Raw genomic sequence first — 26,778 nt, forward strand, 5'->3', positions numbered from 1 at the left:
TGCTTATTCGGCAGCAGCAAGGCGCGCAGAGCGCACGCCGCTGGCCAGTCCGCGCACCAGGGTGGCGACGGCCTGAACCGTATCTGCCGTCGCCTTACCATCGGCTGTGAGATTGGTGGCAACCTGATTGACGATCGCGGTCCCAACCACGACGCCATCGGCATTGGCGCCGATCAGTCGGGCATGTTCGGCGGTCTTGACGCCGAAGCCGACGCAGATCGGCAGGTCTGTATGCGCCTTGATGCGCTGGACAGCGCCAGCGACGCGTGAAGGATCCGGCAGCGACGAACCGGTGATGCCGTTCATAGAGACATAATAGACAAAGCCCGAGGTATTCTTGAGAACGGTCGGGAGGCGCTTGTCGTCGGTGGTCGGGGTCGCCAGACGGATGAAGTTGATATCGCGGCTGCGGGCCGGGATGCAGAGTTCGTCATCCATTTCCGGCGGAAGGTCGACGACGATCAGGCCATCGATGCCGGCTGCGAGTGCGTCGTCAAGGAAACGCTCGACGCCATAGACATAGATCGGGTTGTAGTAACCCATCATGACGATCGGCGTTTCGTTGTCCGTCTTGCGGAATTCGCGGGCCAGATCGAGCGTGCGCACGAGGGTCTGGCCGGCCTTCAAAGCCCGCTGACCGGCAAGCTGGATTGCCGGGCCGTCGGCCATCGGATCCGAGAAGGGCATGCCGAGTTCGATGACGTCGGCGCCGGCTTCTGGTAGGGCCTTCATGATCGCAAGCGACGTGTCGTAGTCCGGATCGCCACCCATGAAATAGGTGACGAGAGCCGGGCGGCCTTCTGCCTTCAGGGCAGCAAAACGTTGGTCCATACGCGCAGTCATGATCAGAGCCCCATACCGAGAATCTTGCCGACAGTGAAGATGTCCTTGTCGCCGCGGCCGCAGAGGTTCATCACGATGATCTGGTCCTTGTCCATCTTCGGCGCGCGCTTGATGACTTCGGCGAGCGCGTGGCTCGGCTCGAGCGCCGGTATGATGCCTTCGGTGCGTGTCAGGAGCTGGAAGGCGGCAAGCGCCTCGTCATCCTTGATCGGGACATATTCGACGCGGCCCATGTCCTTCAGCCAGGAGTGCTCGGGACCGATGCCGGGATAGTCGAGGCCGGCGGAGATCGAGTGACCTTCTTTGATCTGGCCGTCGCCATCCTGCAGCAGATAGGTGCGGTTGCCATGCAGGACGCCCGGCGTGCCGGCAGTCAGCGAGGCGCAATGCTCTTCGCCTTCGAGACCCTTGCCACCGGCTTCGACGCCAACGATCCGCACGCTCTCGTCATCCAGGAAGGGATGGAAGAGACCAATCGCGTTAGAACCGCCACCGACGGCAGCAATCAGCATGTCCGGCAGACGGCCTTCGGCGGCCAGCATCTGCTCGCGGGTCTCGCGGCCGATCACCGACTGGAACTCGCGGACCATTTCCGGATAGGGATGCGGGCCGGCGGCAGTGCCGATCATGTAATAGGTGTCGTCGACATTGGTGACCCAGTCACGCAGCGCCTCGTTCATGGCATCCTTCAAGGTACCATGGCCGGCGGTGACCGGCTTCACTTCGGCACCGAGAAGCTTCATGCGGAAGACGTTCGGCGCCTGGCGCTCGACGTCGGTTGCGCCCATATAGACGACGCAAGGGATGCCGAAGCGGGCGGCAACCGTGGCCGAGGCGACGCCGTGCTGGCCCGCGCCGGTTTCGGCGATGATGCGGGTCTTGCCCATGCGCTTGGCGAGCAGGATCTGGCCGAGGCAGTTGTTGATCTTGTGCGAACCGGTGTGGTTCAGTTCGTCGCGCTTGAAGTAGATCTTCGCGCCACCGAGTTCCGCCGTCAGCCGCTCGGCGAAATAAAGCGGGCTCGGGCGACCGGTGTAATGGGTGTTGAGATGCGCCAACTCTGCCTGGAATTCCGGATCCGTCTTTGCCTTTTCCCATTCCGCCTGCAGATCGAGGATCAACGGCATCAGCGTTTCGGCAACGAAGCGGCCACCGAAGATGCCGAAACGGCCGTCCTCATCGGGACCTTCACGGAAGGAATTGGGTTTCGGTGACTGGTTCACTTGACACTCCCTGAAACCGGCTGTGCACGACTTGCCTCGGCAACGGCCGCAAAAAACTCGTCCATCATCTGAAGATCCTTGACGCCCGGGGCGGATTCCACGCCGGACGAGATATCGATCGCCCGCGCCCCGGTCTCCCGCAGGGCCTCTGCGATATTGGCCTTGTTGAGGCCTCCGGAAAGCATGTAATCCACGCTGTCGTCAAGCGAACGCAGCAGACGCCAATCGAAGGTGACGCCGTTACCACCGGGAAGATCGGATCCCGCAGGCGGCTTTGCGTCGAAGAGAAAACGGTCGGCAATTCCGATATAGGGCTCGATGCGCTTCAGGTCATCGGCATCGCGGATGGAAAATGCCTTCATGATCGGAAGACCGGTCACGGCCTTGACCGTCAGAAGGCGCTCCGGGCTTTCATGACCATGGAACTGCAGGATATCCGGGCGCATCAAGGCGATGATCTCGTCGAGATCGTCGTTGTCGGCATCGACCGTCACCGCAACGCTTTTCACCCGGCCGCGAACGCGATCGGCAAGCGTACCAGCAATGTCGGGCTCGATGTTGCGCGGGCTCTTTTCGAAGAAGATAAAGCCGATATGGCTCGCGCCGCGGTCAGCCGCACGATCGACAGCCTCCGGCGTCTTCAGTCCGCAGATCTTGATATCGGGTCTCATGGCAGCGAAGTCGCACGAAATCAAAAAAGAGTCGAGCCAATTTGCGACAAAGGCCGAAAGGTCGCGGGTTGCTCAGTCGAAGTCGATGGCATGCAGGGCCGAGCCGTGCCGCTTCAGCCAAGTCTTGGCCTCATCCATCTTCGGGCAGAGCTTGCGGCAGAGCGCCCAGAAGGCCGGACCATGGTTCATCTCGCGCAGATGCGCGACCTCATGGGCTGCGAGATAATCGATGACGAGCGGCGGGGCCATGACGATGCGCCAGGAAAAGCTGAGCTTACCGTCCCAGGAACAGGATCCCCAGCGGCTTCGGGTATCCTTCAGGGTCATGCTCTTCACCGGCTTGCCGACATTTCCGGCATGCAGTGCCACCAGTCGCTCGAGATCGCGGCGTGCTTCCTTCTTCAGGAAATCGGCGACGCGACGGGGCAGATGGTCTTCGAGGCCACTGACGCTCAAGATATGGCCGATCTCGCTGTCGATCGACTGGGTCAGTCCACGAAGCTGCCCGGTATGCACGATGCGGTGAGGGATGCCACGAAGCAGGATCTCGCCCCCGTCCTCAATGTTTCCAGCGGTCTTCTGGCGCTTGAGCTTGGTGCTAAGCCAGCCCTGGTGTCGATCGAGGAAGTCCTCGATATCGCGTTCGCGCAGCCCTGGCGGAATGGTCATCTTCAATGCCCGACCGCCGGGCTCGATCCTGAGCGTAATGCGGGTCGCACGGCTGTTCTTGCGGATCGTGAGCGGAACCGACCGTCCATCCACGGCAATCGCCCGCTCCAGCTGGATCGCCGGGGCTCTCTGGGGTGTCAGCTTTTTCAGCAGGGGAAACATGCGTCTGTTCTAGCCGATTCGTGGTGTCACCTTGCAACAAAAAAGGCCGGCACAAGGGCGCCGGCCTCGATCTCGTCAACATAGACACCGACACATCAGTTGCCGGTGAAGCCCTGAGCCGGACCGCCCTCGCCTGCCGGCTTGACCTGCTGGCGATCGCGCATGAAGCGGTCGAACTCTTCCTGATCCTTGGCCCGACGCAGTTCGCGGGCATAGGTGTCGAATTCGGCGCGCATCTCGTCTAGACGGCGGCGCTCTTCGTCGAGACGCTCGAGTTCGGCCTTGCGCCAATCATCGAAGGCGACATTGCCGGTCGGCGCGGAGGCGCTGTAGCTGTTGGTGCGGCACCAGGCAAAGGCAGTATCTGCCTTGCGGTTGGCTTCCCGCTTGAAACTCTGGAATTTCTCGCCGAACAGAATGTAGGCGAGCATGGCCAGACCGAGCGGCCAGAAGACCACGAAGCCCAGCACCATCAGGGCGACGGTTGCCGGAGTCCAATCCGGCCGAAGCAGTGCTGACTGGTTCATCATCGATAACCTCGTTCACACGAAGGGCGGAATGCCCTCCGATGGTTTCGATGTGGGAAATGGCAGCCTGCCCTTCAAGAAAAAAGCGGAGCCAATCGGAGAACCGATTGAATCCACTTCTTAAATTCGGAATGACGAAAATGTCAGAGGGACTTACCGCCCTTGATGACGCGCTTGACCGGCGTTGTGGCCTTGGCCTTCTTGCCATGGGTCCGGGCGAACTGGATGATCCGCGGCGCGATTTCGCGACGGAAGCGCGAGCCGTTGAAGACCCCGTAGTGACCGACATCGGGCTGCATATAATGCAGGCGCATGTGGTCGGGGATATTCGTGCAGATAGTCTGCGCCGCCTTCGTCTGACCGACGCCGGAGATGTCGTCGTTTTCGCCTTCGACTGTCAACAGCGCGACGTTGCGGATCGCTGCCGTATCGACACGCTTCGTGCGATGCATCATCTCACCCTTCGGCAGGGAGTGCTTGATGAAGACGGTATCGACGGTCTGCAGATAGAATTCCGCCGTGAGGTCCATCACGGCCAGGTATTCGTCGTAGAAATCACGATGCTTTTCGGCCGAGTCCCCGTCGTTCTTGACGAGGTGCATGTAGAAGTCCTTGTGGGCGATCATGTGCCGGTCAAGGTTCATGGACATGAAGCCCGAGAGCTGCAGGAAGCCAGGATAGACATTGCGCATGAAACCCGGCTGCGGCCACGGCACCTGCATGATGACGTTGTCGCGGAACCAGGAAAGCGGCTTGTCCTGGGCCAGCTGGTTGACCGCGGTCGGATTGATACGTGTGTCGATCGGTCCGCCCATCAGGGTCATCGAGGACGGTGCGCAGCTGTCCTGGTCCCCTTCCATCACCGCAACGGCGGCAAGGACGGGAACCGAGGGCTGGCAGACAGCGACCACATGGGTGTCCGGACCCAGGTGATGGAGAATATCGATCACGTAGTCGATGTAATCGTCGAGGTCGAAGTCGCCCTCGGTTACCGGCACCATGCGGGCATCGATCCAGTCGGTGATGTAGAGATCGGCGCTCGGCAGAAGTGCTTCGACCGTTCCACGCAGTAGCGTTGCATAATGGCCCGACATCGGAGCGACGATCAGGATCCGAGGGCCCTTGTCAGCTCCGGCCGGCAAATGGCGCTTGAAATGGATCAGATCGCAGAAGGGTTTGCGCCAGACGATTTCTTCCTCGACCGCCACGCTTTCACCTTCGACGATCGTTCTCGGGAGACCAAAAGCCGGCTTGCCATAGCGCCGCGTCACGCGCTCGAAGACCTCGAAGCCGGCAGAGAAAGAACGTCCAAGGGCCGTATGCGACCAGGGGTTCAGCGGGTTCCGCCAGGCCAGATTCATCGCATCCGCCGTTGCCCGGAAAGGCGCCATGAATGCGTGGTTGAGTTCATAGAGCTGATAGAACATGGGTTCTGTACCTTCATACCGGATCACCGGAGATCCGCGTTCATTCGCTACACTAACAGACTTTGTGCGCTGCAAAAGCCCGGATTTCCCTCAAGCCGCGACGCAAGAAGACTCCAGACTCCGGATGATGTGCGAAAGTCCTTAAGGTTCCCTGCTGCGGATGCGGTTAATCAACGATCACAGTGTTCAACCGAATTTGCAGGTCCTACCCTTTCCGAAGCTTGCGATTTGATGTTTGTTCCATCCGTCATCCCAAGACATGAGTGAAGGAACACCATGACCAGCAGCAACAACCGCAAGTCCGAATACAATGTCGATCCGATCTTCCTTGATCGCTGGTCGCCGCGTGCCTTCGACGGCAGCACGATGCCGAAGGAAGATCTTCTGACCATTCTGGATGCTGCACATTGGGCACCGTCGGCATTTAACTACCAGCCCTGGCGCTTCATCTACGCACTGAAGGGAACACCCGAGTTCGACAAATTTCTCGACATCCTGATCGAGTTCAACCAGGGCTGGGCAAAGAATGCCTCGGCACTCGTCTTCATCTTCTCGGACACGCTGAGCCGGCCTGCGGATGGCTCGGAGCCAAAGTCCTACCGCAGCCACAGTTTCGATGCGGGTGCCGCCTGGGGCCTTCTGTCGATGCAGGCGATCAAGTCCGGTTACTTCGCGCACGCGATGACAGGCTTCAGCTTCGATCGCGCGCTGGCAGAGCTTGGGGCACCGGAAGGCTTTCACATCAATGCGGCGGTCGCGATCGGCAAGCTGGGCGACAAGGAGACGCTGCCCGAAGGTCTCCGGTCGCGCGAAACGCCGAACGAGCGAAAGCCGCTCGCAGAGGTCGCCTTCGAAGGTCGGTTCTGAGAAGCCTAGCCGATGGTTTCACGTGAATCACGTTAACCATTCAGACAGATAAGTCTGTGAACGCAAATGGGCCGCCCGAAAGCGGCCCATTTCAACTTCCGGCGCAAGCCGTCAGATGTCGAGGTTGGCGACGCTCAGCGCATTGTCCTGGATGAATTCGCGGCGCGGCTCGACCTCGTCGCCCATCAGGCGCGAGAACAGGCCGTCGGCATCGGTCGCATCGTTGACGCGGACCTGGAGCAGCGAGCGCACATTCGGGTCCAGCGTGGTTTCCCAGAGCTGCTCCGCATTCATTTCACCGAGACCCTTGTATCGCTGCATGGAAAGGCCCTTGCGGCCGGTTGCAAAGATCGAGTCGAGAAGCGCGCGCGGGCCCGACATGTCGCTGCGGCCATCCTTGCGGGTGAGAACCGGCGGTTCGGAATAGATCTCGCGCAGGCGTGCCGACATCTGGTCCATGTGGCGAGCGTCAGCCGAGCCGATCAGCGCTACATCGACTGCGGCCACTTCCTTGACACCACGAACCATACGTTCGAAGCGCAGGCCGCCTTCGTCGGTGACGAAGCCCTGCCAGCCGCGTTCGGTGTCTTCGGCAATCATGTCGAGACGGCTCGCGACCAGCGCCGCGGTCACCTCGGCCTGCTGGCGGTTGCCTGTCAGTTCGGGATTGAGCGCACCGGCAATTGCTGCCTGCTCGATGACATTGCGGTTGTAGCGAGAATGCAGGCCATCGATCAGTGACCGGAGACGCAGCGCGTCCTGGATGACGTCGCGCAGATCCTGTCCGGCACGGACTTCACCGTTGGCGAGCGTGAGGGTCGCTTCTTCGAGACCCATGGTGATCAGGTAGTCTTCGAGCGCCTTCTCGTCCTTCAGATACTGGACCGACTTGCCGCGCGCGACCTTATAGAGCGGCGGCTGAGCGATGTAGAGATGGCCGCGCTCGATGAGCTCCGGCATCTGACGGAAGAAGAAGGTGAGCAGCAGGGTTCTGATATGTGCGCCGTCCACGTCAGCATCGGTCATGATGATGATCTTGTGGTAACGAAGCTTATCCGCGTTGAATTCGTCCTTGCCGATCGAGGTGCCAAGGGCCGTGATCAGCGTGCCGATTTCCTGGCTTGAGAGCATCTTGTCAAAGCGGGCACGCTCGACGTTGAGGATCTTGCCTCGCAGGGGCAGGATGGCCTGGTTCTCGCGCGAGCGACCCTGCTTCGCAGAACCACCTGCCGAGTCACCCTCGACCAGGAAGAGTTCGGACTTGGCCGGGTCACGCTCGGAGCAATCGGCGAGCTTGCCGGGCAGAGACGCGATATCGAGGGCGCCTTTACGGCGGGTGAGTTCACGCGCCTTGCGGGCGGCTTCGCGGGCAACGGCGGCTTCGACGACCTTGCCGACCAGGATCTTGGCTTCGGTCGGATGCTCCTCGAACCAGGTGCTGAGGGCCTCGTTGACGAGGTTTTCAACGACCGGACGCACTTCCGAGGACACAAGCTTGTCCTTGGTCTGCGACGAGAACTTCGGATCGGGAACCTTGACCGAAAGAACTGCCGAGAGACCTTCTCGGCAGTCTTCGCCCTGCAGCGTCACCTTTTCCTTCTTGGTGATACCGGAGCTGTCGGCATAGGAGGTGACCTGGCGGGTCAGCGCGGCGCGGAAGCCGGCCATATGCGTGCCGCCATCGCGCTGCGGAATGTTGTTGGTGAAGCAGAGCACGTTCTCGTGGTAGCTGTCGTTCCACCACATGGCGACTTCGACAGTGATCCCGTCCTTCTCGCCTTTGATGGCCACGGGCTTATCAACCAGCGGCTTCTTGGAGCGGTCGAGATAACGCACAAAGGCTTCAAGACCGCCGTCATAGATCATCTCTTCCTGACGGATGTCGGACTTGCGCTTGTCAGTCAGGAGAATGCGCACGCCGGAATTCAAGAAGGCGAGTTCGCGCAAACGATGCTCGAGCGTTCCGTAGTCGAATTCGGTCTTGGTGAAGGTTTCGGGGCTCGGCAGGAAGGTGACTTCGGTGCCGGAACGGCCTTCGTAGTCGCCGGTCACCTTCAGAGGTGCATCGGCCACGCCATGGGTGAAGCTCATCTCGTGGATCTTGCCAGCGCGGCGGATCTTGAGGCTGAGGCGCACCGAGAGTGCGTTGACGACCGAGACGCCGACGCCGTGCAGACCACCTGAAACCTTGTAGGAATTCTGGTCGAACTTACCACCGGCATGGAGTTGGGTCATGATGACTTCGGCAGCCGAGACGCCTTCGCCGGTGTGGATGTCCGTCGGGATACCGCGGCCATTATCGGTAACGGTGACCGAACCATCGGCATTCAGCGTGACCGTGACGATATCCGCATGACCTGCCAAGGCTTCGTCGATCGCGTTGTCGACGACTTCGTAGACCATGTGATGCAGGCCGGAGCCGTCGTCCGTATCACCGATATACATGCCGGGGCGCTTGCGGACGGCGTCCAGTCCCTTCAGAACCTTGATCGAATCCGCGCCGTATTCGGCCGGTCCACCATTATCCGCGATCGGCAAGTCGGTCATTCAGCAATCTTTCCAGTCAATTCTCAAAGGCCCGGCTGATTCGAATCAGCAGCTTCAAGTGGCCCGACTATAGGGGTTTTGGCCTGAGTTCCAAAGGCAAGGGCGTCGTTTGTCGTGGATAGACAGGGCTTTTCAACCCCTTCAAGGCCGTTTTTTGGCGCTATCCAGAATATCCTGCATGTCTCGTATCACATCGGGAGAGAGCTGGCGAATCAGCTTCGCCAGATCATTGGCGAATGCGGTGTATTCAGGCTTCATCCCTGACGTATCGACCACCACGCGGGGATCTGACCGACCGGCCGTGGAAAAGAGTTCTTCGGCTTCGTCCCAGATGATGTTGAAGTAGCCTGCGACACGCTGCAGGAAATCGAAATTGGGCAGGCCGCGCTTTCCATGCTCAAGCGCCGAGAGATAGGCGGGCGAGACGCCGATCGCAGCGGCCATTTCCTTTTGCGAAACTCCCTTGCGCTCGCGCAACTGCCGAAGGGCATCGCCAAACGGTGTCATCGACGGTCCTGCCCGCGGCGGGACAGCCGCACATAGAGAGCACCATCCCCGCCGTGATGGCGGGCGGCCGGCTCATAGGACGAGATCAGAAACCGGAACTCAGGCATCGCAAACCAAAGCGGTACCGCGCGTTTAAGCGCACCTTCGCTGCCGAGCGAGCTGCCCTTGCCCGTAATGACCAGCACATGGCGCAGGCCCCGCTCATGCGCCCGGATCAGGAAGTCGAGCAGCATTCCATGGGCTTCGCTCTGGATCAGACCATGCAGGTCGATGCGCGCCTCGAGTGCCAGATGGCCGCGGGAAAGCTTGCGCTTGACCGGCTTTTCCAGAGGGTGATGGGCGTGCGCTGCCGGTTTGCGATCGGTCTCGGATGTTGAAATCGACGTCGAAAGGGCTGCGCGGTTGAGCGCCAGCACCTCCTTTTCCTCGACGGCCGTCTGAAACTGCTCCTCGAAACTCAGCAGTTCCTCCATACGGCCAGGCATGGGCCGGGTCGAGCGCGCGACCTTGGCCCAGAGGATGCGATCTTCCGGATTGAGCTTTGGTGCACCCGACACTCAGACAAACCTCTCTGCTGCCTGCTTCGGGATCAGTATATAGAAATCCGCTGCGTTGCGCACCGCGCCCGCCAAGTCACCAGCCTCGTCTCCCGAGCCGGTGAAGATGTCGCCGCGGGCGGGACCGAGGATTGCAGAGCCCGTATCCAGGGCAAGCATCGTGCGGGCAAAATCCTGCCCGCCGTCCATGTGGGTCAGGCCCCTTGCATGGATGAAAAAGGGAAAGCCAAAGGTATGGATGTTGCGGTCGACGGCGAGCGAACGGCCGGCAATGAGCGGCACCTTGGCTGCGGCGATCGGGCCGCGCGAGAGATCGTCGACATCGGCCTCGCGGAAGAAGATGTAGGATCTGTTGTGCCAGAGGATTTCATCGACGCGTTCAGGATGGGCCGCGAGCCAGGCGCGGATCGACTGCATGGAGATCTCGGCTTCCGGGATCTCGCCGAGGTCAATCAGTAGTCGGCCTATCCCCGAAAACGGGTGACCGGCCTTGGCCGCGTAGGTGATACGACGCAGGCGACCATCCGGATAGCGCAACCGCGCGGCCCCCTGGACATGGGCGAAGAACACATCGACCTTCGAGCGGGCCCAGGCAATTTCCAGCCCCCTGCCCTCAAGCCAGCCCTGATCGATCTCACGCCGGTCCGGATAGGGCCGCAGCCCCTGATCGGTCTTCAAGGCGAAAGCATAGGATGGGTCGAGGTCCGCCGGACGGTTGGCCTCATCGACATCTACGAGGTCGAGCGGCCGACGATAGAAGGGATGGCGATACTCCTGATCAGGCCTATCGCTAACGGCGACTTCCGGCTCATAGAAGGCTGTGACCAGACCCTGTTTGCCACCATCGGGCATGATCAAGAAAGGACGGGTTTCCCGCTCGAAAAAGTCGCGCGCGTCGTCGGCCCCTGAGGGCTGGAATCCCTCCGCGGCATCCAGAAGCGGCAGAAGATCCTGCGCGGTCAATCCAAGACGGCCGGCCTTATACGGCTTGACCGACCGCAGATAGTTCCTGCAGTCGGCCATAGCTGCCCAGAGAGGTGTGGGACTATCCGCCTTCCAGCCGGGCAGGTCGTCGAACGACACTGGCTTCAGGTGGAAGGAGCCTTGCTCGCTCATTGTTCCGCTTCGGTCGCGATCAGCTTCCAGTTCGGATCGCGCGAACGGACATCGCGAGCGAAAGTCCAGACGTCGTTGACTTCAGACACGGCTTCGGCGTCGCCATCGATGAGGACGCCATCCTTGTCAAAGGTCGCCGTAATCAACTGGCTGACGATGCGAACTGTGACTTGTTCCTCGTTGTCGCGCGCGGATGCCTGTGTGATTTCTGCCTTTTCGATGCCCACGAATGTCGACCGGACGCTTTCGCCACGACTTTCACGATCTGCAATGGCGCTCTCGAAACCGTCAAACACTTCCCGGGATAGGAGACCCTTGAGCGTCTTTCTGTCACCCTCGGCATACGCCATCACGATCATCTCGTATGCGATCTTCGCACCGTTCAGGAATTCCTTCGGATTGAAGTTCGGATCGTGGCGCAGAAGTTCGCGCAGCTGGTCATTCAGCGCCGTGCCAGCTGGAGCATAGGCGTCGATCGCGTTGAAACGCTCTTCGCCTGTCGCATCTTCACGACGCGGAAGCGTTACGACCTTGCCGTCATCGCGTGCGGCGCCCTTGGACAGATCGCGTTGCGCGAAGGGATCGAACGGCGGCTTTTCATGGCCCGTGCGGCGTCCCAGCACACTGCGAAGCTGAAAAAAGATCAGTACCGCAGCCACCAGGAAGAACAATGTAACGAAATCGCTAGATCCCATGAATACCGCCAGGCTTGATTGAATTTGATTTTTCGTTCCCCCATATAGTCTCCAGCGCCGCATCATTCAAATGGCGCAATGCATTCTTTGCATCGAGTAAGCGCCGACTCTTGCGATATCCGGATCACAAAGGCGTTTGGAGCCAGCTTATGCGCCTGCCTTTGGTGCTTTTTTTGATTGCACCACTCATCGAGATCGCGAGTTTCATCATTGTTGGTCGGGCGATTGGTGTTTTGCCCACGCTCGCGCTGATCGTCCTATCGGCTGTTGCCGGCGTTGCCCTTCTTCGTTTTCAGGGCGCCGGCATTCTTCGCCGTCTGCAGAGCGAGGCCCGGCAGGGTCTCGACCCCGGCCGTGAACTCGTTCACGCTGCGCTGCTTGTGGTCGCAGCATTTTTTCTGATCGTTCCGGGTTTCTTCGGTGACATCATCGGCATCCTGCTCTTCATTCCTTACGTCCGAGACTTCGCCTGGCGTCTGATCAAGCCACGCATCGTCGTACGGAGCGCAGGCTTCGCAGATGGCGGCTTCAGGCCAGGCAAGCCAACGGGCGAGAATGTCGTCGATCTCGGCGATGACGAATACCGCCGAGAACCGAACCCGAATTCACCCTGGCGGGACCCGCGAATCGGCCGCGATTGATGCTTCTCCCCCTTCCCTGCGTAGGGTTGTAAGGTGAAGTCTCAGATGTTAGATGGCCTTAGCAGTTCATCTTCAAGGAAACGCCCTATGGCCGACAACGATCAGGGAACGACTTCTCCGTCCCTCAACATTCTTGCCCAGTATATCAAGGACTTCTCCTTCGAGAACCCGGGTGCGCCGCGTTCGCTTCAGGCTCGTGACAAGGCGCCGGCCATCAACATCAATGTCAACGTCAACGCCAACCCGCTCTCGGATACCGACTTCGATGTCGTGCTGGCGCTGAACGCAGAAGCCAAGGACGGCGACAAGGTCGTGTTCGTAAGCGAGCTGGTTTACGGCGGCGTGTTCCGCATTTCCGGTTTCCCTCAGGAGCACATGCTGCCGGTCCTCTTCATCGAGTGCCCGCGCCTGCTCTTCCCGTTTGCTCGTCAGATTATTGCGGACGCGACGCGCAATGGCGGCTTCCCGCCGCTGATGATCGATCCTATCGACTTTGCGCAAATGTTCGCGCAGCGCGTGGCAGAAGAACAGTCCCGCGCCAAGAGCCAGGCAGTCCCGAACTGATCAGCTTCATCTGATGAAGAATTGAGAAAGGGCCCGTCCGGGGCCCTTTTTGTTATCCGTCGTATTTTGCCCAGAGTGCCTTGCCGCCGAGACGCGCGACAAGCTTGGCATGGGCTTCCATTTCACTGGCCGACAGACGTTGTCCCAAGGGGCGCGGACGCTCATAGGTGATCTCGATCACCTCATCGGTTTCGCTCGATTGGTTCCGGCGGGCCTCGATCGTGGTCAGGCCGAACGCTGCCTGCCGTCCGCCCAGCATTTCGATATAGACTTCCGCAAGCAACTCGGAGTCGAGCAAGGCGCCATGCTTCGTACGGTGGGAATTGTCGATTCCATATCGGCGGCACAGAGCATCGAGAGAGTTCGGTCCCATCGGATGCTTGCGACGCGCCAGCGCCAGCGTGTCAACGACCATATCCGAGGGCACGGGTGGGAGGCCAAGCCGTTCGAATTCCGCGTTGATGAAGCCCATGTCGAAGGTGGCGTTATGGGCGATCCACTTGGCGCCCTCGAAGAATTCCTGCAGGTCGGTGACAATCTCTGCAAAGAGCGGCTTATCCTTCAGAAAGTCGTCGGTTATGCCGTGGACGGCGAGCGCGTCCGGATGAACCTTGCGGTCGCCCGGGTTGATATAGACATGGAAGGTACGGCCCGTCGGAAAATGATTGAGCAGTTCGATACCGCCGATTTCGATGACGCGGTCGGCCTTGTTGTCGAGGCCCGTTGTTTCCGTATCGAAGATGATCTCACGCATGGTTCGTCCGTTTCGCCTGCTCGCGTAATTCTCTGACGATGGTTCTGACCTGCGCACGGGCGGTGTCAAGGCCGTGCCCCGTATCGATGACATAATCGGCCTTCGCGCGTTTTTCCGAATCGGCCACCTGGCGTGCGAGAATGAGCTGAAACTTCTCCTCGGTCATACCGGGCCTCGCCAGAACACGCGCTCTCTGGACCTCCGGATCGCAACTCACCACGATGACCCGGTCGACACGGTCCTGTGCACCGGTCTCGAAGAGCAGTGGGATATCGAGGACCACCAAGTCCTGTCCGAGATCTCGCTGCCGATCGAGAAAAGCCTTTTCCCGCGTCCGAACCAGCGGATGAACGATGGCCTCGAGCTCCCTGAACTTAGCCGGATTCTTCGCCAGATTCGCCGACAGCAGTTGACGGTCGACGGCCCCACCGACAATGACGTCGGGGAAAAGTTCGGCGACCGGTGCAACGGCTTCCGAACGATAGAGATCGTGAACCACCTGGTCGGCATCGTTTACAGGCACGCCTTCCTCCGCAAGCATTGCGGCGGTGGTTGACTTCCCCATACCGATCGAGCCGGTCAGGCCGAGGACAATCATTTATGGGCCTCGATATCCTCGAGCACAAGGCGTCGGAGCTCGGCTGCCACCTCAGGCTTTTTGCCGAACCACCGTTCGAACCCCGGGACCGCCTGGTGCAGCAACATGCCCAGGCCATCGACGGTATCCAAGCCGACCCGCTCGGCCTGCATCAGAAATGGGGTCTTCAACGGCACGTAGACGATGTCGGTCACGACAGCGTCGCTCCGCATCCGATCAAAAGCCAGTGTCGGCGCTGCCGTTCCATCCATCCCCAGTGACGTCGTGTTGACGAACAATCCGGCCCCTTCCAGCAGGGCATCCAGTGCCTCCATACCATGCGCCTCAAGGGGCGCTCCGAACCGTTGGACCAGTTCCCGGGCGCGGTCCACCGTGCGGTTCACGACATGGATCTCCGGTATCTGGCGATCGCGAAGCGCCTGGAGGATGGCACGACTGGCTCCCCCTGCACCCAAAACGATGGCGCGTCCGACCTTGTCCCAGCCGGGATGCTGCAAATCCAGATTGGCGACGAAGCCGACACCGTCGGTATTTGTAGCGTGCAACAATCCATCCTCACGCCAAAGGGTATTGGCGGCTCCCAACTCCTCGGCGACCGGATCAATGCGATCGGCAAGACTGCAGGCCGCCTCCTTGTGGGGGATCGTGACATTGCCGCCGCGATAGGGGCTATCGGCATGCTTCAATTGGGCGATGAAGTCGGCAAAGTTCTCCGGCGCAACTGCAACTTTCTCATAGGACCCAGGCAGTCCATACTGATCGAGCCAATAGCCATGGATGATCGGCGAGCGGGAATGCTTGATCGGATAGCCGGCGACAAAAGCCCGGGCCGGGAATGTTTCACGTGAATCACGCATGGTTAATCTCGTGTTGCCGAAGTGCTGCGAGCAACGGCAGAAGCGGCAGACCCAATATCGTGAAATAGTCGCCGGCGATGGTATCGAACAACTGCACGCCCTCCCCTTCCAACTGATAGCAGCCGACACTCGACAAGGCGGCGTCACCGTTGCGCTGCAGATAGCCGGCAAGGAACTCGTCCGAGAATTCGCGCACCTGCATGCAGGCTTTGACGACTTCGCTCCACAGCAGCTGCTCGTCTCGGACGAGGCAAACCGCACTGTTCAGGAAATGCGCCCTTCCCCGCAAAGCGAGCAAGGTCTCCCGCGCCTCCGCAATCGAGTTCGCCTTATGGAAGATCTTGGAGCCCAGAGACATGGTCTGATCGCAGCCGATCACATAAGTGCCAGGGAAGCGCCGCGAAACCTCGTTGGCCTTGGCCAAAGCGAGATGGCGTGCAACGGAGACCGGGTCTCGTCCGGCGAGCGGAAGGCTCTCTTCGATCGCACGTTCATCGACCGACGCCGGAACCGCGCTGAATTCAAGACCGGCATTCTTGAGGAGCATCTGCCGCGCCTTGCTGCCAGACGCGAGAATCAAGTGTGAGCTCATGACGATACCTTCGTAATGGCAATGGTCATCGCTTAGCGCGGCTTTGGACGCAGGGCAAGAATAGCCGCCGCCGTCTCTTCGATCGAGCGACGGGTGACATCGATCAGCGGCCAGTTGTTGCGGGCACAGAGCGAGCGCGCATATTTCAGTTCTTCGGTGATCGATGCCCGATCAACATATTCGCTTTTGTCATAGCCAGCCGTTGCGCCGAGGATGCGGTTTTCCCGCACCTGAGAGATCCGGTCGGATGTCGCGATCAGCCCGACGACCAGAGGTCGAGTTGCTGTCAGAAGTCCATCGGGCAGCGGCACACCCGGGACGATCGGCAGGTTTGCGGTCTTGATGCCGCGATTGGCGAGATAGATGCTTGTCGGTGTTTTCGATGTCCGGCTGATGCCGATGATGACCACATCCGCCTGGTCATAATCTTCGGGAGCCTGTCCGTCATCGTGGTCCATGGTGAAGTTGAGCGCTTCGATCCGCGCGAAGTATTCGGCATTGAGCACATGCTGGGCACCCACCCGGCCGCGCGAGGGCGCTCCCAGATAAGCCTGGAACTTCTCGATGATCGGGGCAAGCACATTGACACAGGGCAGGCCGAGTTCATGGCAGCCGGTTTCCACGAGGGCGGCGAGGTCCTGGTCGACGATGGTGTAGAGCACAATCCCAGGCTCGCGATCGAGCGCTTCGATCAGCGCCTTGATCTGCTTCTTGCTGCGGATGAGCGGGTAGACGTGCTCGATGGCGTTCGAACCCCGGAACTGAGCGGCTGCGGCTCGGCCAGCAGAGATGAGAGTCTCTCCCGTTGAGTCAGAAATCAGGTGGAGATGGAAGAAGTTTTTCCGGTTCTCCACGTTGTTCACCGTGCCCTGTTGATTGTTCGGGATAAACAGAGGTAGCGGCGATGCAGGCGGAGGGGCAAGAGGAAAAGTGCCGATTTATCCACAATCGGTCACCAGCCGGTCTTCGAATTTCGGGGGTTGTGAATTGTGGTGAGGAAAGAAGGATGGCCCATCCTCATCGACTCCTCGTCCCCTGTTAACGGTCTTCTCTGCCTCTTCGAAGTGGATGGAATCGCGGGTTAATTTCCGGTTATCCCCATTATCCAGGCGGCATTTGGAATATCCCTGCCGATCCCGGATGGGTAGGCAATCTTGCGAGAACAAGCTGTGGCTCTGGATTAATCCTTGATAGTCAGAGACTCTTAGAAATAGAAGAAGATTCAATATCTCTTTTCTTTTTTGAAAGGGCTTGGGCCTTGAGCACGACGAACCGAAAAGTCCTCGACGTCTTGGATGGGAAAACGGTCACGCCGCCGCCCATCTGGCTCATGAGACAAGCAGGCCGCTATCTGCCGGAATACCGAGAGACGCGTCAGAAAGCCGGGAGCTTCCTCGATCTCTGTTACTCGCCGGAATTTGCGACGGAGGTTACCCTGCAGCCGATCCGTCGCTACGGTTTCGATGCTGCGATCCTCTTCTCCGACATTCTGGTGATCCCGGATGCCTTGCATCGCAATGTGCGGTTCTCCGAGGGTCATGGTCCTCAGATGGATCCGATCGATGTCGACGGCATCAAGGGGCTTTCGACCGATGGTGTGATGGATCACCTGAAGCCGGTCATGCAGACGGTGTCGAAGCTGCGTTCCGAGCTTCCGACAGAAACCACGCTTCTCGGCTTCTGTGGCGCCCCCTGGACGGTTGCGACCTATATGATCGCTGGACATGGAACACCCGATCAGGCCCCTGCCCGGCTCTTCGCCTATCGTCATCCAGAGGTCTTTGCATGGCTCCTCGATTTTCTCGCTGACGTGTCTGCCGATTATCTGGTTGCCCAGATCGATGCCGGTGCGGACGCCGTGCAGATTTTCGATTCCTGGGCTGGTGTCCTCGGTGAAGCCGAGTTCGAGGCCTATGCCGTTCGTCCTGTTCGTCGGATCATCGACTCGGTCAAGGCGCGCCGGCCGCGGGCCAAGGTCATCGCCTTTGCCAAGGGAGCCGGCATTCTCCTGAAGCGCTATCGCCAGGATACGAATGCCGATGCCATAGGCCTCGACTGGTCCGTTCCGCTGAGCTTTGCCGTCGAACTTCAGAAGGACGGGCCAGTTCAGGGCAATCTCGATCCGATGCGGGTTGTCGCCGGTGGTGCAGCCTTGAAGGACGGCATCGATGCGATCCTGCAGGCTCTCGGACAAGGTCCGCTGATCTTCAACCTCGGACACGGCATTACGCCGCAAGCTGATCCCCAGCATGTCAGCGAGCTGGTGGCCCAGGTCAGGAGCTTCGGCTGAGGATGGAAAAGCAGATTGATGCGAAGCCGGGAGCCCAGGCTGCCAGGAAGGCAGCCACGGCGCTCGTATTCTTTGCAGCGATTGGCGGCGGGATCATGCTGGCAGGACCGGACCAGGCCTATCCCTGGATCAAGGCGTTGCACGTGATTGCCATCATCTCGTGGATGGCCGGCATGCTCTATCTGCCGCGGCTTTTCATCTATCACTCAGACTGTGACCCCTCCTCGCAGCAGGCGAAAACCTTTGCGGTGATGGAAGCTCGGCTGATGAAGGTGATCATGAACCCCGCCATGGTCGTGTCCTGGGTGCTTGGCCTCTATCTCGCCTGGCAGGTCTTAGACTTTCAGGGCGGCTGGCTGCATGCAAAAATCGCAGCCGTCATCGCCCTTTCCGGCGTTCACGGCTATTTCTCCAAGGCGGTGAAGTCTTTCGGCCGTGGCGAGTACATTCGTACACCTCGCTATTGGCGGATGATGAACGAAGCACCGACGCTGTTGATGATCCTGATCGTCGTGCTTGCGGTGGTGAAGCCTTTCTGAGCTCTCTGCTCATCACGCATTATTTTCATGCGCACGGGCTTTTCGCTTGCGGTCGAATCCGCGAGTCGCTATTTTCGCGCCACTTCCTCTTTTGGCTTGCGTAATATTCAGTCATTTGCGGCCTTCGCGATCGTACCGAATTCCACCAGCTCGCCGCTCCCCTTGAAAAATCTATCTGACGTGGTCCCTCTTCATGGCTGAAATGAAGCTACAAGAACTCAAAAGCAAATCGCCGACCGATCTCCTGACTTTTGCCGAATCGCTCGAAGTCGAAAACGCGAGCACGATGCGCAAGCAGGAGCTGATGTTTGCGATCCTGAAGATGCTTGCGAGCCAGGATGTAGAGATCATCGGTGAAGGCGTCGTTGAAGTACTTCAGGATGGTTTCGGTTTTCTTCGCTCGGCGAATGCCAACTACCTGCCAGGCCCTGACGATATCTACATTTCCCCTTCTCAGATCCGCCGTTTCTCGCTGAAAACAGGCGATACCGTTGAAGGTCCGATCCGCGGCCCGAAGGAAGGCGAACGCTACTTCGCGCTTCTGAAGGTCAACACGATCAATTTCGAGGATCCGGAAAAGATCCGCCACAAGGTCCACTTCGACAACCTGACGCCGCTCTATCCAAACGAGCGGTTCAAGATGGAACTCGATGTTCCCACGTCGAAGGATCTGTCTGCCCGCGTGATCGATCTGGTCGCCCCGCTCGGCAAGGGCCAGCGCGGACTGATCGTTGCTCCGCCGAGAACTGGTAAGACCGTTCTCCTGCAGAACATTGCTCATTCGATCACGGCGAACCACCCGGAATGTTATCTGATCGTTCTCTTGATTGATGAACGTCCGGAAGAAGTGACCGACATGCAGCGCTCGGTGCGCGGCGAGGTCGTGTCGTCGACCTTCGACGAACCGGCCGTGCGCCACGTTCAGGTCGCAGAAATGGTCATCGAGAAGGCAAAGCGCCTCGTCGAGCATGGCCGTGATGTCGTCATCCTCTTGGACTCGATCACCCGCCTCGGTCGCGCCTACAACACGGTTGTGCCTTCATCGGGTAAGGTTCTGACCGGCGGTGTTGATGCAAACGCCCTGCAGCGCCCGAAGCGTTTCTTCGGTGCTGCACGTAACATCGAAGAAGGTGGCTCGCTGACGATCATCGCTACGGCGCTGATCGATACCGGCAGCCGCATGGACGAAGTCATTTTCGAAGAGTTCAAGGGTACGGGTAACTCGGAAATCGTGCTCGACCGCAAGGTTGCCGACAAGCGTATCTTCCCGGCCATGGATATCCTCAAGTCCGGTACGCGTAAGGAAGACCTGCTGGTTCCGCGCCAGGATCTCCAGAAGATTTTCGTCCTGCGCCGCATTCTCGCACCGATGGGTACCACGGATGCGATCGAATTCCTGATCGACAAGCTCAAGCAGACGAAGAACAACGGCGACTTCTTCGACTCGATGAACACCTGATGCGGTGCCGGTTCCGACCGGCAGCCTCAGGCTTTGCCTGTGGGTGATCTCGTGACAGCGCGATCCGATACGATTTGTGCTCTTGCGTCCGGCGGCTTGCCCGCCGGCGTTGCCGTTATCAGAGTGAGCGGTCCGGCCTGCTTCGATGCCGTCCGTCAGATGATTGGATCGCTGCCGGAGCCGCGCATGGCTTCGCTGCGGACGATCCGGGCGGCTGATGGCGAGTTCCTTGATCGTGGTCTGGTTCTCGTTTTCCCAGGACCCAATTCCTTTACGGGCGAAGATTGTGTCGAGCTCCATCTGCATGGTGGCCGTGCAGTCGTGAACGCAGCGCTGCGATCATTAGCCGGATTCAATGGTGTTCGACTGGCGGAAGCTGGCGAGTTCTCGAGACGGGCATTCGAAAACGGCAAGATGGATCTCGTCGAGGTTGAAGGTCTCGCTGACTTGCTCAGCGCCGAGACTGAAATGCAGAGAAGGCTTGCGGGGGAGCAGGCCAACGGTCATCTCTCCGCCGTTTACGATGAATGGCGCGAAAAGCTGATTTTCGTTCGCTCGATGCTTGAGGCGGAGCTGGACTTCAGCGACGAAGGTGACATTCCTGGTTCTCTATCAGATCGCGTTTGGGCCGATGTCGCAGAACTCAAGGTCCAGCTGGACCGCGCAATCGGCAATCTTAGGGCGGGTGAGATCATCCGCGACGGGTTCAAGGTGGCGCTGGCCGGGCTGCCGAATGCAGGCAAATCAAGCTTGATGAATGCGCTGGCGCAGCGCGATGTGGCCATCGTTACCCCGATCGCTGGCACGACGCGTGACGTGGTTCGCTGCGAACTGGATATTGACGGCTACAAGTTTGAACTCTTTGATACAGCTGGCCTCAGGGAGACCGAAGATCTGGTCGAGCGGGAGGGAATCCGGCGGGCATTCCGGACGATCAATGATGCGGACCTCATTTTGCATCTGGTCGACCTGTCCGAGAATTCCGATGCAGAGTTGATGGATTTCGAGCGACCGGCTCTGCGTATCGGGACGAAAGTCGACCTCATGCGTGATATTCCCACGGAGGAAGCCTATGACCTCCATGTGTCTTCTGCCACGGGGGAAGGTCTCGAACTGCTTCGGGAGCGGCTGCTGGATGCGGTCAGAAGTCATACTCAGGTTGAGAGCCTTGCAATTCCAAGCCGTATGAGGCATGCAGAGCGCCTTCGTTTGGCGTCGCAATATCTCGCATCTGCGCTTGAGGGCGCGTTGTTGCCACTTGAGATCCGAGCCGAAGAGTTGCGATTGGCATCCGTCGAACTGGCGAGAGTGACCGGTCGAATCGATACCGAAACGCTTTTGGGTAAGATCTTCTCCGAATTCTGTGTCGGCAAGTGATTCACGTGAAACAGGCTGTACCGCGATCATGTCTGAGAGACATTTCGATGTAATTGTTGTTGGCGGCGGTCATGCCGGTACCGAAGCGGCTGCCGCATCGGCACGCATGGGCGTTAGAACCGCGCTCGTGACACACAAGGCCGAAACGATCGGCGTCATGTCTTGTAATCCGGCCATTGGCGGCCTGGGCAAAGGCCATCTCGTTCGCGAAATCGATGCACTCGATGGCATCATGGGTCGCGCTGCTGACGAAGGCGGCATTCAGTTCCGCATGTTGAACCGCAAAAAGGGCCCAGCAGTGTGGGGCCCGCGTACGCAGGCTGATCGCAAGCTCTATCGCCTGGCTGTCCAGCGTCTGCTCGCGGAAACTCCGAACCTTGAGATTATTGAAGGTGGTGTGGTCCGCTTCGTTCGTGACTCTACCGAAATAAACGGCGTGATCCTGTCAAACGGCCTGGAGCTTCGTTCAGCCGCGGTTGTGCTGACAACGGGTACGTTTCTCAATGGTTTGATCCATATCGGGGACAAGAAGCTTGCTGCTGGCCGTGTCGGTGAGGCCCCGGCGCTGGGCTTGAGCGAGGATCTCGCAGCACTCGGCCTGAAGTTGGGTCGGCTTAAGACCGGCACTCCGGCGCGGCTGGACCGCAAGACCATTCGTTGGGAGGATCTGGAAGTCCAGGAGGCGGATGAGAACCCCATTCCCTTCTCATTCATGACGGAATCCGTGACGACGCCGCAGATTGCTTGCGGCATCACGCGCACGACGGCTGAAACCCATCGGATCATCCGCGAAAACATTCATCGATCGGCCATGTATTCCGGCCAGATCGAAGGTGTCGGACCGCGATATTGCCCCTCGATCGAGGACAAGATCAATCGTTTCGGCGATCGTGATGGACATCAGATTTTTCTGGAGCCCGAAGGGCTTGATGATGATACCATCTATCCAAACGGAATCTCGACTTCCCTGCCCGAGGATGTCCAGGAGCAGTTCATTCGCTCTATTCCGGGGCTCGAGAATGTCCGTATCCTGCAGCCTGGTTATGCGATTGAGTATGATTTTGTTGATCCGCAGCAGCTCGATCTGTCCCTGGCGGTCAAAGGCGTTAGGGGCTTGTATCTGGCTGGTCAGATCAATGGCACTACAGGTTATGAAGAGGCGGGCGCTCAAGGCTTGCTGGCTGGGATCAATGCGGCCCGGCTCGCAGCCGGCCGAAGCGGATTCTCCTTCAGCCGTACGGATTCCTACATCGGGGTGATGATCGATGATCTGACATCGCGTGGCGTGGCGGAGCCCTATAGGATGTTCACCTCCCGCGCCGAGTATCGACTGTCATTGCGTGCTGACAATGCCGATATGCGGCTGACGCCGTATGGTATCGAGCTAGGTTGCGTGTCTTCGGAACGGGCCGAAAAGTTTGAGGCCTATCGGGCCCAGCGCGAAGCCCTTTACGAACAACTTGGATCGCTGACTGCGTCACCCAATGAGATGGCGCTCGCCGGAGCAACCATCAATCAGGATGGTCGTCGTCGCACGGCTCGGGAGATTCTGTCCTATCCGGACATCGGCTGGGATCAGGTGCGCCAGGTCTGGCCCGAACTGAAGTCGGTTGATGCGAAGATCGCAACTGCCGTTGAGATCGATTGTCTGTACCATGTCTATCTCGAGCGACAGTCGGCGGATATTGAAGGGTTGCGTGCTGAAGAAGAGCGCGTCATTCCCGATGATTTCGACTATTCTGCCCTATCGGGTCTCTCGAATGAGCTGAAGATCAAGCTGGTCGCCAACAAGCCACGCAATATTGCCCAGGCAAGCCGGCTTGAAGGTATGACGCCGGCGGCTGTCGCCTTACTTGTCGCGCATCTACGCAAGAACCAAATCAATAAGTTGGCATCCTGATATGCAAAGAATGAAAAGCGTTCCCTATGGAATCGATGTTTCACGTGAAACGCAGGAGCGCCTTGATCGGTTCGCCAACCTTTTCCTGAAATGGGCCGCAAGAATCAATTTGATTGCTCCATCGACGGTCGAACAGCTCTGGACGCGCCATATCGCAGACTCGTTGCAACTCCGAAACATTGTGCCGACTCCTGGTCGATGGATTGATCTCGGGAGCGGCGGGGGATTTCCAGGGATCATCACCGCCATCACCCTGATTGAGGACCAGGCCGGCTGGGTCGATCTGGTTGAAAGCAACAACAAAAAGTGCGGCTTTCTACGGACGGCGATTACCGAGATTGGTGCTCGGGCATCCGTTCACCCTCTGCGGATCGAAGATGCGGCGAAGACGCTGGCCCCACCGGACTTCATCTCGGCACGTGCGCTCGCCGAACTCGATCTTTTGTTCGCCTATGCCCATCCCTGGGCACTTGCCAATCCAGAACTCAGATTGATCTTCCACAAAGGTCGGGATTACCAGCAGGAAATCGATAAAGCGCGTGGTCGCTGGGACTTCGATCTGGTAAAACATCAAAGCGTTGTCGAGCCGGATTCCGTTATCCTGGAGATCTCCTCTCTCACGCGCAGGGCTTAACGCTTCGGGTGCCAAATGAGTCTCGAAAAGAACCGCATCATCACCATCGCCAATCAGAAGGGCGGCGTGGGCAAAACAACGACTGCGATCAACCTCGCTACAGCGCTGGCGGCTATCGGTGAGCGCGTGTTGATCGTTGATCTTGATCCGCAGGGAAACGCCAGTACAGGCCTCGGCATTGACCGGCGGGACCGGCGTTTGTCGTCGTATGATGTGCTGATCGGTGCAAATTCGATCAGCGAGGCCGCGCTTGAAACGGCCGTGCCGAATCTCTCGATCGTGCCGTCGACGATGGATCTGCTCGGGTTCGAAATGGAGATCTCGCAGCAGGCAGATCGCGTGTTCCGCCTCAAGAAGGCCCTCAATCTTGATGATGCACGCGCTTATAGCTATGTGCTCTTGGATTGCCCGCCTTCCTTCAATCTTTTAACAATGAATGCGATGGCGGCGGCCCATTCGGTCCTCGTGCCGCTGCAGTGCGAGTTTTTTGCACTGGAGGGTCTCAGCCAGTTGCTGGAAACGATCAATCAGGTTCGACAGAGCGTGAATCCAACCCTGGATATCCAGGGTATCGTGCTGACAATGTTCGACTCGCGCAACAATCTGGCGCAGCAGGTGGTCAGCGACGTCCGCGAACATCTCGGCGAGAAGGTCTATGCGACCCTCATTCCACGCAACGTCCGCGTATCCGAGGCACCGTCCTATGGTAAGCCGGCTATCCTTTATGACCTGAAATGCGCCGGCAGTCAGGCCTATCTGCAGCTGGCGTCCGAGGTCATTCAGCGCGAGCGGCAGCGCAAAGCAGCCTAATCTTCGTACAAAGGTGTGAGTATGAGCGAAGACGTATCGAAACGGCGCCTGGGGCGTGGACTTGCAGCGCTGATCGGCGAGATGGATCAGCCGGTACCCGTCGGCGAGACGCGTCCTGCGATCAGTGCCGACCGTACTGTCCCAATCGAATTCGTCGCGCGCAGTCCGAAAAACCCCCGCCGGTATTTCGATGAGGCAGAACTTCAGGACCTCGCTGGTTCCATTCGCCAGCACGGGATCGTGCAGCCGGTCGTCGTACGCACCATTGGCAGCGATCGCTATGAAATCATTGCCGGTGAGCGTCGCTGGCGTGCCGCCCAGCTTGCGGGCCTGGTCGAGATCCCTGTCATCGTCCGCGACGTTGATGATCGGACGGCGCTTGAGCTGGCGATCGTTGAAAACGTCCAGCGCGCCGATCTCAACCCGCTCGAAGAAGCGCTCGGTTACGAGCAGCTGATCGCGGAGCACGGCTATACCCAGAATGACCTGGGCGAAATCATCGGCAAGAGCCGCAGCCATGTGGCAAACAGTCTCCGACTGCTGAAACTTCCCGACCCGGTCCGGGACATGCTGGCGGATGGCAGTCTCTCGGCCGGTCACGCCCGTGCGCTGGTGTCAACGCCGGACCCTGTCGCGCTCGCCAAGACGATTGCCCAGAAGGGGCTATCGGTTCGCGACGCGGAGAAGCTCGCGCAGAACCACATCAAGGCTCAACAGGCGCCTGCCCTTGCCGAACCCCGCGAAGCGAAAGATTCGGACACCATAGCGCTGGAGCGCAGCCTGTCGGATCGTCTTGGTCTTTCGGTCTCGATCAACCACAAGGGTGGCGGTGGTCAGCTGAAGATCAATTACAAGACGCTGGACCAACTCGAAGAGATCTGCCGGCTTCTCGAAGCGCGTTGATCAGCCTCGTCGATTGCGCCTGGCGGACTGCAGTGTCGTTGCCAGCAAGGTCTGGATCGCCAGATTATCTTCCAGGGGTGCATTTTGCCTGCTCTGCAGAATGGCTGCATTCAGCCGCGCACTCTCACGCCCGAGATCGAGACTGTTCCAGTTCCGTAACGCTTTTTCGATGATCGGCTTCCGCTTGAAATGGATGCCACGCCCCAGCGTCTGCATGACCTGCGCAGCCTGCTGCTGACGCTCTTCCATGTCCAGGCGCATGGTTTCCAGCAGCTGGATCTGTTTCATCGTGCCCTGCAGGACAAGAAAGACAGCGGTTTTCGACGCAATGACCTTCTGGATGGCGTGGAGAAAGCCGTCCGGGTCACCTGAAAGGACTGCGTCAACAACTTCGTCGGTCGACACTGCGCTTGCATCACCGACGATCTCCAGAACGTGGCGCTCGTCGATCAGGTCATCCTTCATGCAATAGAGCACAAGCTTCTGGATTTCGTTTCGCGACGCAATGCGGTCGCCGCCGATCGATTCCACCAGCAGTTCACGGCCTGCCGGGGTGATCCTCAGGTTGGCGGCCGAGAGTTCGGTGTCGATCAATGCGTTCAGGGCACGGGCATCATCCTGGTAGCAGGCGATGCAAGCGATGCTGCGCTCACCCTCGGCCACCTTCCGAAGCGCTGATCCCTTCTTCAGGTCTCCCGCTTCGATCAGGAGATAGCTGCCCTCGGGCGGATTGGCAGCGAGATGGGAGAGCCCATCGACCAGCTGCTTCTCATTGGCGGCACCGCGAACCCAAATCAGCTTCTCCCCACCAAACAGGCCAAAGGCGTTGACTTCATCGACCAGACGGCCGGGATCGGACTGAATGTCGGAGACATCCAGCCGGATCAGGGCGAAACCATCATGGAGATCAACGCCGGTTGCGCCGGCGATGGCTCCTGCTCGCTCGGCGACAAGGCCGCGGTCGGGCCCATAAACAACGAAGATGCGGTAGTGCCTGGCCGATTTGGCCAGGAAACCCTCAAACTCGTGCGACTTGACGTCTACCATGG

The 26,778-nt window shown here is 59.2% G+C and carries 28 protein-coding genes; 11 read left to right on the forward strand and 17 right to left on the reverse strand.

Annotated elements, in window-relative coordinates; translation table 11 throughout:
* Window positions 1–3 precede the first annotated feature (3 nt).
* The 6 genes from trpA to H6M51_RS05970 all read right to left on the reverse strand — a co-directional run bounded on the left by trpA (window position 4) and on the right by H6M51_RS05970 (window position 5,522).
* Entirely contained in the window at window positions 4–843 is an 840-nt protein-coding gene (trpA, locus tag H6M51_RS05945; protein ID WP_102021214.1) for a tryptophan synthase subunit alpha, read from the reverse strand.
* A 2-nt stretch (window positions 844–845) separates the two neighbouring features.
* The gene (gene trpB, locus H6M51_RS05950; protein ID WP_185808979.1) at window positions 846–2,066 is read right to left on the reverse strand and encodes a tryptophan synthase subunit beta; all 1,221 of its coding nucleotides are present in this window, start codon (window positions 2,064–2,066) and stop codon (window positions 846–848) included.
* Complete coding sequence (locus H6M51_RS05955; RefSeq protein WP_185808980.1) at window positions 2,063–2,737, reverse strand: phosphoribosylanthranilate isomerase; 675 nt, start codon at window positions 2,735–2,737, stop codon at window positions 2,063–2,065. The genes trpB and H6M51_RS05955 overlap by 4 nt, the downstream gene beginning before the upstream one ends.
* A gap of 72 nt (window positions 2,738–2,809) precedes the next feature.
* Entirely contained in the window at window positions 2,810–3,568 is a 759-nt protein-coding gene (locus tag H6M51_RS05960; protein WP_185808981.1) for a M48 family metallopeptidase, read from the reverse strand.
* A 95-nt stretch (window positions 3,569–3,663) separates the two neighbouring features.
* Window positions 3,664–4,095 (reverse strand): DUF2852 domain-containing protein, encoded by a 432-nt coding sequence (locus H6M51_RS05965; RefSeq protein WP_185808982.1) that lies wholly within the window; start codon window positions 4,093–4,095, stop codon window positions 3,664–3,666.
* Between the two features lie 143 nt (window positions 4,096–4,238).
* Entirely contained in the window at window positions 4,239–5,522 is a 1,284-nt protein-coding gene (locus tag H6M51_RS05970) for a polyhydroxyalkanoate depolymerase (RefSeq protein ID WP_185808983.1), read from the reverse strand.
* 276 nt (window positions 5,523–5,798) lie between these two features.
* Between H6M51_RS05970 and H6M51_RS05975 the strand changes: the two genes are divergently transcribed.
* Window positions 5,799–6,389, forward strand: a complete 591-nt coding sequence (locus H6M51_RS05975; protein ID WP_185808984.1) for a nitroreductase family protein — start codon at window positions 5,799–5,801, stop codon at window positions 6,387–6,389.
* Between the two features lie 111 nt (window positions 6,390–6,500).
* On the opposite strand, the gene gyrB is transcribed toward H6M51_RS05975, so the two are convergent.
* From gyrB to H6M51_RS06000, 5 genes are all read right to left on the reverse strand, one after another.
* Complete coding sequence (gene gyrB, locus H6M51_RS05980) at window positions 6,501–8,936, reverse strand: DNA topoisomerase (ATP-hydrolyzing) subunit B (protein ID WP_185808985.1); 2,436 nt, start codon at window positions 8,934–8,936, stop codon at window positions 6,501–6,503.
* 141 nt (window positions 8,937–9,077) lie between these two features.
* The gene (locus H6M51_RS05985) at window positions 9,078–9,443 is read right to left on the reverse strand and encodes a helix-turn-helix domain-containing protein (protein WP_185808986.1); all 366 of its coding nucleotides are present in this window, start codon (window positions 9,441–9,443) and stop codon (window positions 9,078–9,080) included.
* Window positions 9,440–10,000 carry a Smr/MutS family protein gene (locus tag H6M51_RS05990; protein ID WP_185808987.1) on the reverse strand — a complete coding sequence of 187 codons (561 nt, stop codon included), beginning with the start codon at window positions 9,998–10,000 and terminating at the stop codon, window positions 9,440–9,442. The genes H6M51_RS05985 and H6M51_RS05990 overlap by 4 nt, the downstream gene beginning before the upstream one ends.
* Entirely contained in the window at window positions 10,001–11,116 is a 1,116-nt protein-coding gene (locus H6M51_RS05995; RefSeq protein WP_185808988.1) for a murein transglycosylase A, read from the reverse strand.
* Window positions 11,113–11,811, reverse strand: coding sequence for a Tim44/TimA family putative adaptor protein (locus H6M51_RS06000; RefSeq protein WP_185808989.1), 699 nt, complete (start codon window positions 11,809–11,811; stop codon window positions 11,113–11,115). The genes H6M51_RS05995 and H6M51_RS06000 overlap by 4 nt, the downstream gene beginning before the upstream one ends.
* A gap of 149 nt (window positions 11,812–11,960) precedes the next feature.
* On the opposite strand from H6M51_RS06000, the gene H6M51_RS06005 reads away from it, so the two are divergent.
* Window positions 11,961–12,452, forward strand: a complete 492-nt coding sequence (locus tag H6M51_RS06005) for an FxsA family protein (RefSeq protein ID WP_185808990.1) — start codon at window positions 11,961–11,963, stop codon at window positions 12,450–12,452.
* An 87-nt stretch (window positions 12,453–12,539) separates the two neighbouring features.
* Window positions 12,540–13,016, forward strand: a complete 477-nt coding sequence (gene secB / locus H6M51_RS06010) for a protein-export chaperone SecB (RefSeq protein ID WP_185808991.1) — start codon at window positions 12,540–12,542, stop codon at window positions 13,014–13,016.
* 52 nt (window positions 13,017–13,068) lie between these two features.
* Here the strand turns inward: secB and dnaQ are convergent, their stop codons facing one another.
* Genes dnaQ through H6M51_RS06035 form a run of 5 tightly spaced genes read right to left on the reverse strand, consistent with a single transcriptional unit; the run spans window position 13,069 to window position 16,671 of the window.
* The gene (gene dnaQ / locus H6M51_RS06015) at window positions 13,069–13,770 is read right to left on the reverse strand and encodes a DNA polymerase III subunit epsilon (RefSeq protein WP_185808992.1); all 702 of its coding nucleotides are present in this window, start codon (window positions 13,768–13,770) and stop codon (window positions 13,069–13,071) included.
* Window positions 13,763–14,368 carry a dephospho-CoA kinase gene (gene coaE / locus H6M51_RS06020; RefSeq protein ID WP_185808993.1) on the reverse strand — a complete coding sequence of 202 codons (606 nt, stop codon included), beginning with the start codon at window positions 14,366–14,368 and terminating at the stop codon, window positions 13,763–13,765. Before coaE ends, dnaQ begins: the two co-directional genes overlap by 8 nt.
* Window positions 14,365–15,225: a shikimate dehydrogenase gene (locus H6M51_RS06025; protein ID WP_185808994.1), complete on the reverse strand. Its 861-nt coding sequence runs from the start codon at window positions 15,223–15,225 to the stop codon at window positions 14,365–14,367. The genes coaE and H6M51_RS06025 overlap by 4 nt, the downstream gene beginning before the upstream one ends.
* The gene (locus H6M51_RS06030) at window positions 15,218–15,817 is read right to left on the reverse strand and encodes a Maf-like protein (protein ID WP_185808995.1); all 600 of its coding nucleotides are present in this window, start codon (window positions 15,815–15,817) and stop codon (window positions 15,218–15,220) included. Before H6M51_RS06030 ends, H6M51_RS06025 begins: the two co-directional genes overlap by 8 nt.
* 32 nt (window positions 15,818–15,849) lie before the next feature.
* Entirely contained in the window at window positions 15,850–16,671 is an 822-nt protein-coding gene (locus tag H6M51_RS06035) for a pyruvate, water dikinase regulatory protein (RefSeq protein WP_185808996.1), read from the reverse strand.
* Between the two features lie 404 nt (window positions 16,672–17,075).
* Here H6M51_RS06035 and hemE point away from each other — a divergent pair, with 404 nt between their 5' ends.
* The 8 genes from hemE to H6M51_RS06075 all read left to right on the forward strand — a co-directional run bounded on the left by hemE (window position 17,076) and on the right by H6M51_RS06075 (window position 25,729).
* On the forward strand, window positions 17,076–18,107 hold the full coding sequence (gene hemE / locus H6M51_RS06040; protein ID WP_185808997.1) for a uroporphyrinogen decarboxylase: 1,032 nt from the start codon (window positions 17,076–17,078) through the stop codon (window positions 18,105–18,107).
* Window positions 18,108–18,109: 2 nt separating this feature from the next.
* Window positions 18,110–18,646: a protoporphyrinogen oxidase HemJ gene (gene hemJ, locus H6M51_RS06045; protein ID WP_185808998.1), complete on the forward strand. Its 537-nt coding sequence runs from the start codon at window positions 18,110–18,112 to the stop codon at window positions 18,644–18,646.
* Between the two features lie 193 nt (window positions 18,647–18,839).
* Window positions 18,840–20,105, forward strand: a complete 1,266-nt coding sequence (gene rho, locus H6M51_RS06050) for a transcription termination factor Rho (protein ID WP_185808999.1) — start codon at window positions 18,840–18,842, stop codon at window positions 20,103–20,105.
* A gap of 51 nt (window positions 20,106–20,156) precedes the next feature.
* Window positions 20,157–21,482 (forward strand): tRNA uridine-5-carboxymethylaminomethyl(34) synthesis GTPase MnmE, encoded by a 1,326-nt coding sequence (gene mnmE / locus H6M51_RS06055; protein WP_185809000.1) that lies wholly within the window; start codon window positions 20,157–20,159, stop codon window positions 21,480–21,482.
* Between the two features lie 28 nt (window positions 21,483–21,510).
* Window positions 21,511–23,382, forward strand: coding sequence for a tRNA uridine-5-carboxymethylaminomethyl(34) synthesis enzyme MnmG (mnmG, locus tag H6M51_RS06060; protein ID WP_185809001.1), 1,872 nt, complete (start codon window positions 21,511–21,513; stop codon window positions 23,380–23,382).
* 10 nt (window positions 23,383–23,392) lie between these two features.
* On the forward strand, window positions 23,393–24,016 hold the full coding sequence (rsmG, locus tag H6M51_RS06065; RefSeq protein WP_185809002.1) for a 16S rRNA (guanine(527)-N(7))-methyltransferase RsmG: 624 nt from the start codon (window positions 23,393–23,395) through the stop codon (window positions 24,014–24,016).
* A gap of 15 nt (window positions 24,017–24,031) precedes the next feature.
* Window positions 24,032–24,826: a ParA family protein gene (locus H6M51_RS06070; protein ID WP_185809003.1), complete on the forward strand. Its 795-nt coding sequence runs from the start codon at window positions 24,032–24,034 to the stop codon at window positions 24,824–24,826.
* Window positions 24,827–24,847: 21 nt separating this feature from the next.
* Window positions 24,848–25,729: a ParB/RepB/Spo0J family partition protein gene (locus H6M51_RS06075; RefSeq protein WP_185809004.1), complete on the forward strand. Its 882-nt coding sequence runs from the start codon at window positions 24,848–24,850 to the stop codon at window positions 25,727–25,729.
* Here H6M51_RS06075 and holA read toward each other — a convergent pair whose 3' ends face one another.
* Window positions 25,730–26,776 carry a DNA polymerase III subunit delta gene (holA, locus tag H6M51_RS06080; protein ID WP_185809005.1) on the reverse strand — a complete coding sequence of 349 codons (1,047 nt, stop codon included), beginning with the start codon at window positions 26,774–26,776 and terminating at the stop codon, window positions 25,730–25,732. It lies immediately after the preceding gene.
* Between the last annotated feature and the right edge of the window lie 2 nt (window positions 26,777–26,778).

It is taken from the genome of Rhizobium sp. AQ_MP (assembly GCF_014237835.1).
GTDB lineage: Bacteria > Pseudomonadota > Alphaproteobacteria > Rhizobiales > Rhizobiaceae > Allorhizobium.

Bases quoted from the DNA above. Each gene is read 5' to 3' on its own strand.
- trpA (WP_102021214.1), bottom strand. From the start codon at position 843: ATGACTGCGCGTATGGACCAACGTTTTGCTGCCCTGAAGGCAGAAGGC.
- H6M51_RS05955 (WP_185808980.1), bottom strand. From the start codon at position 2,737: ATGAGACCCGATATCAAGATCTGCGGACTGAAGACGCCGGAGGCTGTC.
- H6M51_RS05960 (WP_185808981.1), bottom strand. From the start codon at position 3,568: ATGTTTCCCCTGCTGAAAAAGCTGACACCCCAGAGAGCCCCGGCGATC.
- H6M51_RS05965 (WP_185808982.1), bottom strand. From the start codon at position 4,095: ATGAACCAGTCAGCACTGCTTCGGCCGGATTGGACTCCGGCAACCGTC.
- H6M51_RS05970 (WP_185808983.1), bottom strand. From the start codon at position 5,522: ATGTTCTATCAGCTCTATGAACTCAACCACGCATTCATGGCGCCTTTC.
- H6M51_RS05975 (WP_185808984.1), top strand. From the start codon at position 5,799: ATGACCAGCAGCAACAACCGCAAGTCCGAATACAATGTCGATCCGATC.
- gyrB (WP_185808985.1), bottom strand. From the start codon at position 8,936: ATGACCGACTTGCCGATCGCGGATAATGGTGGACCGGCCGAATACGGC.
- H6M51_RS05985 (WP_185808986.1), bottom strand. From the start codon at position 9,443: ATGACACCGTTTGGCGATGCCCTTCGGCAGTTGCGCGAGCGCAAGGGA.
- H6M51_RS05995 (WP_185808988.1), bottom strand. From the start codon at position 11,116: ATGAGCGAGCAAGGCTCCTTCCACCTGAAGCCAGTGTCGTTCGACGAC.
- H6M51_RS06000 (WP_185808989.1), bottom strand. From the start codon at position 11,811: ATGGGATCTAGCGATTTCGTTACATTGTTCTTCCTGGTGGCTGCGGTA.
- H6M51_RS06005 (WP_185808990.1), top strand. From the start codon at position 11,961: ATGCGCCTGCCTTTGGTGCTTTTTTTGATTGCACCACTCATCGAGATC.
- secB (WP_185808991.1), top strand. From the start codon at position 12,540: ATGGCCGACAACGATCAGGGAACGACTTCTCCGTCCCTCAACATTCTT.
- dnaQ (WP_185808992.1), bottom strand. From the start codon at position 13,770: ATGCGTGAGATCATCTTCGATACGGAAACAACGGGCCTCGACAACAAG.
- coaE (WP_185808993.1), bottom strand. From the start codon at position 14,368: ATGATTGTCCTCGGCCTGACCGGCTCGATCGGTATGGGGAAGTCAACC.
- H6M51_RS06025 (WP_185808994.1), bottom strand. From the start codon at position 15,225: ATGCGTGATTCACGTGAAACATTCCCGGCCCGGGCTTTTGTCGCCGGC.
- H6M51_RS06030 (WP_185808995.1), bottom strand. From the start codon at position 15,817: ATGAGCTCACACTTGATTCTCGCGTCTGGCAGCAAGGCGCGGCAGATG.
- hemJ (WP_185808998.1), top strand. From the start codon at position 18,110: ATGGAAAAGCAGATTGATGCGAAGCCGGGAGCCCAGGCTGCCAGGAAG.
- rho (WP_185808999.1), top strand. From the start codon at position 18,840: ATGGCTGAAATGAAGCTACAAGAACTCAAAAGCAAATCGCCGACCGAT.
- mnmG (WP_185809001.1), top strand. From the start codon at position 21,511: ATGTCTGAGAGACATTTCGATGTAATTGTTGTTGGCGGCGGTCATGCC.
- rsmG (WP_185809002.1), top strand. From the start codon at position 23,393: ATGAAAAGCGTTCCCTATGGAATCGATGTTTCACGTGAAACGCAGGAG.
- H6M51_RS06070 (WP_185809003.1), top strand. From the start codon at position 24,032: ATGAGTCTCGAAAAGAACCGCATCATCACCATCGCCAATCAGAAGGGC.
- H6M51_RS06075 (WP_185809004.1), top strand. From the start codon at position 24,848: ATGAGCGAAGACGTATCGAAACGGCGCCTGGGGCGTGGACTTGCAGCG.
- holA (WP_185809005.1), bottom strand. From the start codon at position 26,776: ATGGTAGACGTCAAGTCGCACGAGTTTGAGGGTTTCCTGGCCAAATCG.